General features: G+C 43.7%; 12 protein-coding genes. 6 read left to right on the forward strand and 6 right to left on the reverse strand.

All coding sequences use genetic code 11. The annotated features are described in order from the left end of the window. Positions 1-48: 48 nt before the first annotated feature. Positions 49-273, reverse strand: a complete 225-nt coding sequence (locus DZK30_RS25825; protein ID WP_162903030.1) for a DUF6965 family protein — start codon at positions 271-273, stop codon at positions 49-51. Between the two features lie 342 nt (positions 274-615). Between DZK30_RS25825 and DZK30_RS11405 the strand changes: the two genes are divergently transcribed. Next, positions 616-1,131 (forward strand): putative immunity protein, encoded by a 516-nt coding sequence (locus DZK30_RS11405; RefSeq protein WP_118974269.1) that lies wholly within the window; start codon positions 616-618, stop codon positions 1,129-1,131. Between the two features lie 90 nt (positions 1,132-1,221). On the opposite strand, the gene DZK30_RS26515 is transcribed toward DZK30_RS11405, so the two are convergent. The 5 genes from DZK30_RS26515 to DZK30_RS11435 all read right to left on the reverse strand — a co-directional run bounded on the left by DZK30_RS26515 (position 1,222) and on the right by DZK30_RS11435 (position 7,094). Further along, positions 1,222-1,437 (reverse strand): GDCCVxC domain-containing (seleno)protein, encoded by a 216-nt coding sequence (locus tag DZK30_RS26515; RefSeq protein ID WP_118974270.1) that lies wholly within the window; start codon positions 1,435-1,437, stop codon positions 1,222-1,224. A gap of 177 nt (positions 1,438-1,614) precedes the next feature. Continuing rightward, positions 1,615-2,343 carry a hypothetical protein gene (locus tag DZK30_RS11415; RefSeq protein ID WP_118974271.1) on the reverse strand — a complete coding sequence of 243 codons (729 nt, stop codon included), beginning with the start codon at positions 2,341-2,343 and terminating at the stop codon, positions 1,615-1,617. Between the two features lie 345 nt (positions 2,344-2,688). Beyond that, the gene (locus DZK30_RS11420) at positions 2,689-3,414 is read right to left on the reverse strand and encodes a hypothetical protein (RefSeq protein WP_162903031.1); all 726 of its coding nucleotides are present in this window, start codon (positions 3,412-3,414) and stop codon (positions 2,689-2,691) included. Between the two features lie 468 nt (positions 3,415-3,882). Continuing rightward, positions 3,883-4,704, reverse strand: coding sequence for a DUF4249 domain-containing protein (locus DZK30_RS11430; protein WP_118974273.1), 822 nt, complete (start codon positions 4,702-4,704; stop codon positions 3,883-3,885). A gap of 17 nt (positions 4,705-4,721) precedes the next feature. Further along, on the reverse strand, positions 4,722-7,094 hold the full coding sequence (locus DZK30_RS11435) for a TonB-dependent receptor (protein WP_118974274.1): 2,373 nt from the start codon (positions 7,092-7,094) through the stop codon (positions 4,722-4,724). A gap of 245 nt (positions 7,095-7,339) precedes the next feature. Here DZK30_RS11435 and DZK30_RS11440 point away from each other — a divergent pair, with 245 nt between their 5' ends. The 5 genes from DZK30_RS11440 (at position 7,340) to DZK30_RS11460 (ending at position 12,199) form a co-directional block, all read left to right on the forward strand. After that, positions 7,340-8,347 (forward strand): sensor histidine kinase, encoded by a 1,008-nt coding sequence (locus tag DZK30_RS11440; RefSeq protein WP_205529418.1) that lies wholly within the window; start codon positions 7,340-7,342, stop codon positions 8,345-8,347. Beyond that, the gene (locus DZK30_RS11445; RefSeq protein ID WP_118974275.1) at positions 8,344-9,066 is read left to right on the forward strand and encodes a LytR/AlgR family response regulator transcription factor; all 723 of its coding nucleotides are present in this window, start codon (positions 8,344-8,346) and stop codon (positions 9,064-9,066) included. The genes DZK30_RS11440 and DZK30_RS11445 overlap by 4 nt, the downstream gene beginning before the upstream one ends. A 152-nt stretch (positions 9,067-9,218) precedes the next feature. Beyond that, complete coding sequence (locus tag DZK30_RS11450; RefSeq protein ID WP_118974276.1) at positions 9,219-9,902, forward strand: response regulator transcription factor; 684 nt, start codon at positions 9,219-9,221, stop codon at positions 9,900-9,902. 1 nt (position 9,903) lies between these two features. Continuing rightward, a complete protein-coding gene (locus tag DZK30_RS11455; RefSeq protein ID WP_118974277.1) occupies positions 9,904-11,271 on the forward strand; it encodes a HAMP domain-containing sensor histidine kinase in 1,368 nt (455 codons plus the stop codon). A gap of 220 nt (positions 11,272-11,491) precedes the next feature. Next, positions 11,492-12,199, forward strand: a complete 708-nt coding sequence (locus DZK30_RS11460; protein WP_118974278.1) for an MgtC/SapB family protein — start codon at positions 11,492-11,494, stop codon at positions 12,197-12,199. The last annotated feature ends 15 nt before the right edge of the window (positions 12,200-12,214 follow it).

Consider the following 12,214-nt stretch of genomic DNA (forward strand, 5'->3'; position numbering starts at 1 on the left):
TAGGGGCACGATTCAATGGAATGTTTGACTAAACAGCCTGGATAATACTTATCTTTTTAGCAGTGAAATTGCCTGGTTCTGGATGGCCCTTTCGATCTGTTGAAGGCGTTTTAACGGCAGATTGAAGAGATGGCAGGAGTTAAAGGTAGCCAGTATATTCAATTCCAGCCTGATGAATTCCGGGATATTTTTGACGACCATGCGGCCTCCGGGCCATTCGGGGATCAGGATCGCCGGGTCCCGGGCCATTCTTTTAGCCGGTTTATTTGACACGGCACATTTAATAATTCTGTTCTCCTCCTTTAAAACATTCCTGTATATCCGGGCTTGGCCGTTCTCTCCGGGCTGCGCTATCCGCTGCAAGCCCCCGTCCCGGTCGTTGGTTGCGACCGGGGGCTTTCTACTGCTATTCCTAAGGGGGAAAAGGTAGCGATGTCGAATCAATGATGGCATAAAATTAGGCAAGGCGCTTTCTAAAGCGCCGTGAAGACTATGGCGTAAATTGTAAAACCCGACATACGCCATTAGACATGTATCATTTAGGAAATGTATTTTTTGAAGCGTTAAATTTGCTTTTTTATATCATGACCCTTACGACGATAATGCTACGGCTTGATGATATTACCCAAAGACAGAGACCCAAGATTGATAACGGTAAGGCGGGGCGGCACTTTGACCGATGCAGACCATCATTTACTTGCACTGTGGGCTGCTAATTGCGCCGAACACGTTTTGCATTTTTTTGAGACAGAACGGCCCCGGGATCATCGGCCGCGCCAGGCTATAGAACATACTCGCGCATGGGTGCGGGGTGAAATTAAAATGATGGCGTGCCGCGCAGCCGGGGGGCGTGCCATGTCTGCAGCAAGAGATTTAAAAGGCGCCGCACGCAACGCAGCTTATGCTGCCGGGCAGGCGGCAGTCACAGCGCATGTGGCAGCTCACGATCTTGGAGCGGCCGCATACGCGATAAAAGCGGTCAAAGCATCTGTCAGTGAAAAGGAAAAAGATAATATCGGATGGAGGGAATGCCAATGGCAGCGCGATCAATTACCGGGTAGTATCCGGGAACTTGTCATTGAAGATCAAAAATTAAGAAATCATATTTGCTGGTTTGCGTTCAATTGCTAACGACTTATTTGGCGGTTTTGAGTCATCGCAGTCGCCAGTACGTTTTTTTAGTATTTCCCTTAATCCTGTTTTGCTTTCTGGTGTTTGCAGTTATCCGCAACATGAGGTGCCCTGTTGGATGGGCGGGCATTTGACCGTACCATAACTACAAAATACACAACAATCCCCTGTGAATGGCTTCAAGATCGTCTTGCACGATTCGCAGTCGTAAAAGTACCGGCAGGAGTCGATGGACATTTCTTCTTCTTTCGAAAAGCCGCATTCCGGACAAGTGATAATAGAGGTAAGCAGGATTGTAACGGCCATTTGTCTAATTTTTAGTGTGTTTGGGTGATAACCTATTGCTCATACCGTTGCCTTATATTGTCAAAGTTGGCTGGCTTAGCCCACTGCTCAATGCCGACCGATTGAAAGCGAGTGTCCATTAGGCTTCTGACACTTGCATTTAAAAGTCGATCGTAATCAATTAGAACTAAAAATAGTCTAGTCACAAGATGACATGGAAATAAACGTTACCAGATCGAGCATGTCCTGGCTGATCTCATATTTTTCTCTCAATCCCCGATAGGCCTTTTCATTCAACTTCCTTACCGTAGCGAAATGCACATTTCCATAATCGGGGTACAAGGCCCGTGCCATGAAAATATTTTCAAGCTGTATATTTCCCAGAAGCCTGGAAAGGCTGCAAAAGCCCAGGGCTCTCATATCCAGGTGGGCCATTAATTTTTTCAACGCCGTTTTATATCTCCTTTTAATCTCCTCACTAATATAACATCGGTCGGCGATATCAAAATCATTAATGATTATATCCGGTTCCCTCAACTTGGGATTCTTGCTCAGCATCGCTACCCAATTTGATTTATGTTGCTCATAAGCGTCTTTTGAAGCGAATACATACACGCTCTTCAGCGTAGTAAGGTCAAGGTTTTCAAAAGCATGCTTATCCCTGTTTAGATTGTAGATTTCCCGGAGTACGCTTTCTAACGCAGCCAGCGTGTAAGCAGAATCCTTATAGACGGCATACTCACGTAGTAGTACTTTGCTACCTATTTCCGTTTTAATTTCATCTATGATTTCAAAATTGTTTGTCCGCGGCTTGACGGCAGCATCATTTGTTTTACTAAGTGCCTGGCTTTTTACCTTTGGCCCCGGGCTGCTGCAGCCCAATATTAGTAATACAAAGTAAACAGCTATGATAGGTTTATTCACCATAGAGATAATGCTTTGACGAATATTTTGTCCGGTACTTTTAGTCCCAATTTACGAACAAAAACTGATCGCATAACTCAAAAATATGGCTTTGTTTTTTCAAGCAATAGGTAGGCCCCATACATATTGCCTGACCTCCAAATAAAGCGGTTTAAAAAGAAAAGATAAATGAATACCGTTTAAGGTTTGATAACCTGTACAACGGGTTCAATTTCTTCCCGTTGTTGCTTTGATTTCTTTGGGTAGACTCACTCTAAACTTTGTTATAGCGGAATAATACACCGCATAGGGAGTGCGAATAGAACGACAAAATGAGGGTATGTTATTCGCCCTCATTTATAAGAACAATTATGCGAATGCACTGAGGCCAATGCTTTGAATTACATTTCCAAAAATTGCCCCCGCAGCATCATAAATTGCCCTCCATGCTGCCCTTACTTCCTGGTCGGTAGCAAGACGAATTCGGTAAGGTTGTGGATCCGTGTCATTTACAGGATCAAATCCGGTGTCTATATTAATCCAATAAACTGCAGAATAACGAGCAGTGGAAGCAACTTTTAAAACCATTTCTTTTTCAGTTGCTGTCAATGCGGAGGCTGATACAGCTGTCTCCACTTCGGTTACTTTACTTTTTCTGATCGCATATGAATCATCATCGTCTGAAAGAGTATTCAGAATGACGCTGATATGATTTTTGGCAGTACCCGAGATTGAAAGGTTGCTAATGTATTGGTCTACGCCTGCTGAAATCTTGGTGACGTTTTTGTTAAAATCGTCTTCTGTAGGTATTGAGAGGCCATTTGCTGTTGCATATTCGACAGCTGCCGCGTAAATATCGCCTACATTGTGATTATTGATCCCGTTTGTCTTCTGTACATATAGCAATCCATTGTTGTGTATTCGCCCTATTTCATCATACGGATTGTTAGGGTTGGCGGCATCATCTTCAAGTTCTAAAGCCATTGTCCGATTTGTTTGAGTTGTTTTAGAGGGATTCTGCGTTTCATTTATCTTTTTGCAGGAAACGTTCAGAATTAAAGAGGTGAGTGCCAGGATAATTAAGTCTTTTTTCATCGTTGTCATTTTTAAAGTGAAAATTCGGTTAATAAAAAGATGTTTTGCAAGACTAAATAAAGCCCGATAAAGGAGGGCATCATATTGTATAACTATGTTGAATCCGGTGTAACTATGTAGCGTCCATTTAAGATAGCCCCGGCTTTTGAAAGTGTTCGGTTCTGCCGAAAATATTGAGGCCAGGTTGTTTCGTCACAATAACTCTGGAAGTAAAGCGACAAAAAAGCTTCCGACTGGCAGGTAGTTTACAGCGAAACTTTTGCTACACGAGCCGAAGCAGTAAGAAGGGAACTTGCGATAAAGCAGAAAAAGAGCCGCCGGTATATTGAATTCCTGATTGGCTCAGTTGGCAAGGGCGTCCCGGACGGCATCGGAAGGTCATCGGTTCGAACCGTTATCCTCCACCAATACCAACCACGACTAAGGATAGCAATCGTGGTTTTTTTTATGTTTTTCAATCGTGTTTTTTTACCATATCATATAGTCCTTCACGTCCACTTCCGATATGCTGAAATATCCATAAGCGGAGTTTGTAAAATGGGTTTGATTAATGATGTTCCCGCGCACCGATCCTGGTGTTGTTTGGAATGGGCCGGCGCCAGCTCCGGATGCCGCTAACAATTTTCTGAAATAATCATAATATCTCCTGGAAATGCCATACAGCCTGATGTTTATCCTGTCGCCAGCCTTTAGGTCTTTGTCGGAAAAGTTACCTTGCATCAGGCTGCCCTGGCTGTTCTCGTCATCTTCGGCTTTATAATCGGGAAATGTTGCTACCGGCGATACCACACGCTGCAGATAGTGATTTTCCTCGCCGGCATTATCCTGGTAGTAATAGGTGATCTCCACTTCATCACCGCCAATCCCACTCTTATTATTCTGTGTAATATTATTTTCAATCTTTGGCACACCTACGCATGTCTCGGTTGCGGTGTATGTTTCACCATTCAAAACTACTTTCAGTGTATACGTCTCCCCGATAGCCGGCCGGAAATTGGAGCAGGTATATTCTCCCGTACCGGGATTTTCTATAAAGCCAAAAACGGTATCCACTGAATTTGTTATCTCTATAACTGCTCCTGAAACTGTTGGAAAAGTAGTACTGTAATATCCCGTTGTGGTGGAGAGCTTGATCTTCTGCTCATTGCCTGTGGTACCCTTTACCCAATCAATCGATGCATCAATTACCAATTTCGGTTCGGCTGTTTCCAGATCCACCTTCACGACCTTTGTGCAAGACAGCAGGAAAATACAGTACGAAGCAACCAGGTATCTAAGTGTATTTTTCATTTTTGCTGTTTGTAGCATTAAAATTTGAAGTTGTAAGTCACACCCGGCACGATACCGAAAATCGAGATCCGCTTTGCTTCGCTCAACCCCGTTTCCCTGTTTTGCTCAAACATTATAGACGCGGCGTTACTTCTATTATAAACATTGTAAATACTGAATACCCATTCGCTTTTCCATCTTTTTTTGGTGTCAGGTTTGGGTGTGTATGTCGCCGATAAATCCAAATGGTGATAGGCCGGAAGCGAATGGGCATTCCGAGCGCCATAATTCCCGATCGTAATCCCCTGGTATTGGTATTTGCCGATAGGATAGGTTGCCGCTTTGCCTGTCTGGTAGGTGAAAATGGCGCCCAGACTCCACTTTTTCGTTAGTTGATAAGCGACTGTAAGGGAAAGGTTATGTCTTTTATCGTAGTTGGCACGATACCATGCGCCGTTGTTGATGCCAGGCTCGGCCGCATCCCTTCCCGGTGTGCGCTGCTCTGCTTTAGAAAGGGTATACGAAAGCCAGCCTGTCAGCTTCCCTGTATTTTTCTTCAGCATTACCTCAAGTCCGTAAGCCCTTGCTTCCCCGTTGAGCAATACCTGCTCGATGGCTTTGCGGGCAATCAATTCGGCGCCGTCGATATAATCTGCTTTATTTTTAGTCTTCTTATAAAAGACTTCTGATTCCAAAGAATAATTTCCATTGCTGAAATTTCTGAAATAGCCCAATGCAACCTGGTCCAAAACTTCCGGCTTCAAATATTGGTCGCTTGGCGCCCAGATATCGAGTGGAGAAACGGAAGCGGTATTGGAAATTAAATGGATATACTGGCTCATCCGGTTATAACTTGCTTTAATGGATTGGTCGTCGTTTATGGTATAAGAAATGGCCAAACGGGGCTCCAGGTTTCCAAAGCCGGTGATCTTTTCGTTCCTGTTGTAATGGGTTACACCGGTAGGCGTTCCTTCCTCATAGATTTGCAGCTCAGGATTGAAGACCACAGCCTGATCATTGGCATAATTATTGACATTCTGTTCTCCCAACCGTAGAAAATAGCTATAGCGCAGTCCATAGTTCAATGATATTTTATCCGTTAGTTTTTGCTCGGCACTGATATACACGGCATTTTCCCAGGCGTATTTTTTTTCGATCTGGTCGGCATGGATCGGCGATGCAGCGTCCAATGGTCTTATTGTACCCGGATTGAATTGGTAGAAGATGGCGTTGACGCCATAATTCAAAACCAGCTTATCAGACAGGTTATGGCTAAAATTGTACTTCAGATTATAGTTACGGATGTCAGATACCCAATCGATACCAACAGACCTTATGTTCAGGCCGTAGTTGTACTTACTGTAAATGACCGATGCGTTGGAAAATAATTTCTCGGAAAAGATATGATTCCAACGAAGATTAAAAAATGAGTTTGAATAATTGTTGCTGAAAAAATTGTTGAAATCCATTTTGTCCTTGCCGAAATATCCGGAAAGGAAAACCCGGTTATTGTCGTTGATCTTATAATTCAGCTTCGCATTCAGATCGTAAAAGGAGACAGAATTGGGATTATCGGCCAGTTTCAGGATCAAGTGAGCATAAGAAGCACGACCGGCAACCACGAACGAACCTTTATCTTTTACAATGGGGCCTTCGGCCAGTAACCGGCTAGAAACCGCCCCGATGCCACCTGTTAAGTGATATTCTTTGTTGTTCCCCTCTTTTTGATAAATATCGAGAACAGAGGAAGTGCGCCCGCCGAAATTGGCGGGTATGCCACCTTTATACAATTTCAGATCTTTGATCACGTCGGCATTAAAAACGGAGAGAAAGCCGAACAGATGCGAAGTATTATAGACAACGGCTTCATCTAACAATATCAAGTTGCCATCAACTGATCCGCCTCTTACGTTAAAACCTGTTGCTCCTTCCTGTGCCGTGGAAATTCCCGGAAGCTGCAGGATGGCTTTCAGAATATCAACCTCGCCCATAACTGCCGGCATTTTTTTGATGGTTGATATGGAAAGCTTGTGCACACTCATTTCCGGTTTTTGAATGTTGCTCGCCGAACTATTATGCCTGATCACTACTTCATCTAAGGCACTGCTTTTTTCAAGCATCGAAAAATCCCTCTTGCTGCTTTCCGTAAGAGCGATATGCTCTTCAACAGGTTCAAATCCCACACAGCTGATAACGATGGTATACGCGCCCTTGGGCAGGGTGATGGTATAAAAGCCATACGCATTGGTAATTGTTGATACCTTTGCTTCAGGAATGGAAATGCTTGCGCCGGCTACTGTTTCCGTGTTTGTTTTTATGGTAATAGTTCCACTCAAAGTGATTTTCTCCTGTGCATTGGCCTCAAATGAAAAGGCTGTCAACAACAGTATACAAATGGTATGGTATCTCATGTCTTAAATCCGATTGGACAGTTGTAATGGATACACAAAACTATTCCCCGGTGATGATCGTTTTTTTTAATTATACCAAACACAGTATCTTTTATAGCAAAGTATGTCAATACACTACCAAATAAAATCTCCGATCTAAGTGTTACGGATGCTTCCTGCTTTCGTATAAAAAGCGTGCACTTTCGTATAAAAGCAGGTACTGGGAACAGCGTTAAATGTTAAGTTTGTTCTATACAATTCTATAGATGAATAAATTTACCCATCAACAGCCCGTGAGCGAAAACGTGCTTTTCCGTTTCCTGATCTCACCTGAACGCAGGATATTCCGGCATCTGCTGTTCATTGTTTCTATAGGCGCTGTGTTGTACAACAGTGCTTCCGTAATCAAAAATCCGGTGGTGATATTTACGTATTTTATCGTGCTATTCTACGTAAATATGTACTTGCTGGTGCCGAAGCTTTTGTTCAGGAATAAAAATATTGCCTACTGTTTTGCGGTGATTGGCATCCTTGTTGTGGTGGCTGTTTGTGGTTATTTTTTCAATCCTTTTAATAAAGACCATGGACTGAACATCCCACTTTTTTCCTTTCTGACCGTGCTGCTGTTAGCGGCTTCTGCCTCCATAAAACTGTTTCAAAAAGGAATGATGGACAAGCAATTGATCTACGAGCTGAAGCAGTCGAAAACTGATACCGAATTGGAGCAATTGAAAAACCAGATCAACCCGCATTTCTTGTTTAATATGCTGAACAATGCCAACGTACTTACGAGAAAAGATCCGGAGAAAGCTTCCCAGGTTTTAGTGAAATTGAGCGATTTGCTTCGCTACCAGCTTTATGATAGTGCGAGAGATAAGGTGTTGCTGACTTCAGATATTCATTTCCTGGAAGATTTTTTAAATTTGGAAAAAGTAAGGCGGGATAGTTTTGATTTCCTGATTTCAAAAGAGGGAGATTTGAGCGGCTTGCAGATTCCTCCATTGCTATTCATCTCGTTTGTGGAGAATGCCGTGAAGCACAATAACGATCCGGCAAAGGCATCGTATGTAAACCTGTTTTTCGAGGTCCGGAACAACCAGCTTTTCTTTAAATGTATCAATTCAAAACCAGTTCTGAAGCCGGAGGCTAATCCAGGTGGCTTAGGATTGGCGAACATCAGGCGAAGACTTGAACTGCTGTTCCCCGCATCACATAGTTTACGCATTGAAGATGATGCGGAAACGTACTGCGCAACATTAACTATAAAATTATGAACTGCATTATTGTAGATGATGAACCATTGGCAAGAGAGGCCATAGAGATGTTGATTAATGAAACGGATGATTTGGATTTGATCGGCTCGTTCAAGAGCCCCGAGACCGTTATCCATTTTATAGAAAACAATACTGTCGAATTGATCTTTCTGGACATACAAATGCCGGGAGTTAACGGAGTTGACTTTGCCCGAACCATTCCGAAAGAAACATTTGTGATTTTTACAACCGCCTATTCTGAATTTGCTACGGACAGCTACGAGGTAGATGCTATTGACTACCTGATAAAGCCCGTAAAATTAGAACGTTTTCAGAAAGCTGTTGAAAAAGCCCGCATATACTCCAAATTATTCAAGGCGGATTACCTTAATAACAATATCGAACAGGTAGCAGACGATTTTTTCTTTGTGAAGGCAGACCGAAGAATATTTAAAATCTATTTCAATAACATACTTTTCATTCAGGGCTTAAAAGACTATGTCGTGATGCACAGCGACAATCAGAAAGTAATTACGGCGATGAATATTAAAACGATTAGCGATCAGTTGCCCAAAGACATGTTCGTGAGAGTAAGCAAATCCTATATCATCAATGTTAAGCATATCGATTCAGTCGATAATAATACGGTGTACATAGGTTCAAACGAAATACCCATCGGAAGTGTTTATAGGGATTACTTTTTCAATGAATTTGTAACAAAAAAGATTGTGGGCAGATAAGTAGCTGACTATGTCGATATAGGAAACAAAACATCCGCCGGTCCTTGAGCCTGTCCTGCTTTTTTTTAGGTATACCATTATAGGAAGTTATGCACTAATAAGGCTAAATCTGGATCTGTAGTTTATCTTTACACCGTGTTAAGTTCAAGGATATGCCTAATCTCCTGATTATTGAAGACGATGAGCGCATTGCGGCCCTGGTAAAGCGCGGGTTAGAGGAACATGACTACCAGGTTTCGGTAGCCTACGATGGCCTATCCGGTAAAAAGCTGGCATTAAGCCAGGATTTTGACCTCATCATTACCGATATTATTTTACCCAAATTGGATGGGATCGATATTTGCAGGGAAATACGTAACCTGAAACCCATGGTCCCTATTATCATGCTTACTGCCTTGGGCACTACAGATGACAAGGTAGAGGGCTTTGATGCCGGTGCCGATGATTACCTGGTAAAACCTTTTGAGTTTCGGGAGCTGCACGTACGCATAAGGGCATTGCTCAAACGCAATATTGGGAACACCGGCGCTCAGGGCTTTGTGTTGAAATATGCCGACCTCGAATATAATCTCCACACCAAAATCGTTCGCCGTGGCGGGAAAGAGCTTTCGCTTACACCCAAGGAATTGAAGCTGCTCCAATACATGATGCAACATCCGGAAAGGGTACTGTCCCGATCGGAGATTGCCGATAATGTATGGGAAACAACCTTCGACACCGGGACAAATTTCATCGATGTCTATATCAATTACCTGCGCAAGAAAATAGACCGTGACTTCGACACGAAGCTCATTCACACCAAACCGGGCTTAGGTTTTATCTTTAAACAGGGCTGATATGCAGATCAGGACAAGGCTTACCCTACTCTTTACCTTGCTTGTGGCCGCATTGCTATTGGCCTTCGCTTCTACGGTCTATTTCACCTCTTCGGAAACTCGGGAAGACGAATACTTCAAGCGACTGAAGCAGCAGGCATCGACCAAAGCCAACCTGCTGTTCGATACAAAAATCGACCCCAATGTACTGCAGCTTATCTATAAAAATGCGCCGAACGCTTTATTCCAGGAAGAAGTGGCGATATACGATACGGTGTTTCACCTGCTCTACCACGACGCTGTAGAAATTGATAAGGTAAAAGAAACAAGAGGAATGATAGATAAGATCATCGCTCAAAAGGAGATGCAGTTTTACATCAACGACCTTCAGGTCGTCGGGTTTCTATATGAACATCAGGGAAAACATTATGTAATTACTGCTGCTGCAAGAGACGAATATGGCCTCACCAAACTCGCTACGTTGCGCAATACGATCGTCGTCGCACTACTCATCTCTCTCGTGATCATTTTCTTTGCCGGCCGGTTCCTTGCAAAAAAGACCTTACAACCGGTATCTTCCCTGGTGAGTAACGTAAAAGAGATTACTGCAACCAATCTCGACCTGCGGGTAGATGAGGGTAACCGAAAGGACGAGATCGCAGCACTTGCGATTACGTTTAATGAGATGCTGAACCGGCTCGAACATTCATTTGACGCTCAAAAGGATTTTGTTTCCAATATCTCTCATGAATTAAGAACGCCGTTAACTGCCATGCTCGCAGAGTTGCAACTGACGACGGAGAAAGAAAGAAGCAATGAGGAATATAAGCAAGCCATTGCTCATGCCATTTCCGATACCCAGAAACTCATACGCCTTTCCAATAGCTTACTGGACCTCGCTAAAGCCAATTATGACCAAACAGAGATTGCATTTAAACCTATCCGGCTGGACGAACTCTTACTGGATGCCAGGGCCGACGTACTCCATAATCAGTTCCTGTATAAAGTGAAGATCACCTTTGAGCGGGAGATTGAAGAAGATAGTGATATTACTGTTCGCGGCAACGAATACCTGCTAAAGGTGGCCTTCATTAACCTGATGGAAAATGGCTGTAAATTTTCGGAAGATCACGAAAGCACTGTTTCCATCACATATGATCCCCAAAATATACTGCTTCGCTTCTCTGATCGTGGCATCGGCATCAGTCCGGACGAGCTGCCACATATCTTCACCCCGTTTTACAGGGGCGCCAACAAAAACTTTACCGGAGGTAACGGCATCGGGCTTTCGCTGACGAAGAAAATTATAGCGCTGCATGGAGGCCTTGTTGCTGTATCATCCAGGGAGAAGGAAGGCACCATCTTCACACTTACGCTTCCGCACCGCTGACCGGCTTTCTAATGAAATTCTAATAACATTCTATAGCTCCTCTAACGGCCTCTTTGCAGAGGCCGTTTTAGTTTTGCAGCGCAATCATGAAAAGAATGTCTTTACCAGACAATCTGTAGCGGACAGATAACCGTCAACCGGTTGTGATTGACTACGGGTAGCTGGAATACCATTCTTATTCCTTTTCATTCCTGTTGCTTAAAAAAAGAGGGACTTTACCATGCTTACCACACTTGATTTTACTTTAAGGCTGGGTGTTGCCTTTCTCTTAGGCGCTGCAATCGGTATGGAGCGGCAATGGCGGCAACGTATGGCCGGGTTGCGCACCAATATGCTTGTGGCTATAGGTGCAAGTATGTTCGTTGCGATAGGCGTAAAGGTCGGTGGTGACGCTGCAGGAAGGGTCACTTCTTATGTGGTAAGCGGGATAGGCTTCCTGGGCGCGGGAGTCATTATGAAAGACGGTGTCAATGTAAGAGGCCTGAATACTGCAGCTACCCTGTGGTGTTCGGCGGCTATCGGCGCTTTGTGTGGTATGGGGTACCTCTCTGAAGCGCTTGTTGGCTCCGCTTTCATCATTGTTACCCATCTCCTGATGCGCCCAGTAGGCATCCGGCTAAGCCGTTTACCCATTGACAAAAGTATCACTACCCAGATAGGGTATCACATTATCATCAAGTGCAAACAGGAGGTAGAGAACCATCTGCGGGTATTATTACTTCAATTTACCAACCATGATGACCGGCTATTGCTCCGGTCATTAAAAAGTACAGATAATGGGAATCCGGATTCAGCCATTATCACAGCGGAGATCCTGGCAAACAGTAATGAAGACAGCACAATGGAAAAAATTGCCGGACGGCTGACGATAGAACAACTGGTCTATGAAGTAAGCTGGAAGAAAATGGAACATGAAAATGACCTGTAGTTTAAGGGACGGTCC

Origin of the sequence: Taibaiella koreensis, from assembly GCF_003545715.1 — a bacterium.
Taxonomy (GTDB): domain Bacteria; phylum Bacteroidota; class Bacteroidia; order Chitinophagales; family Chitinophagaceae; genus Taibaiella; species Taibaiella koreensis.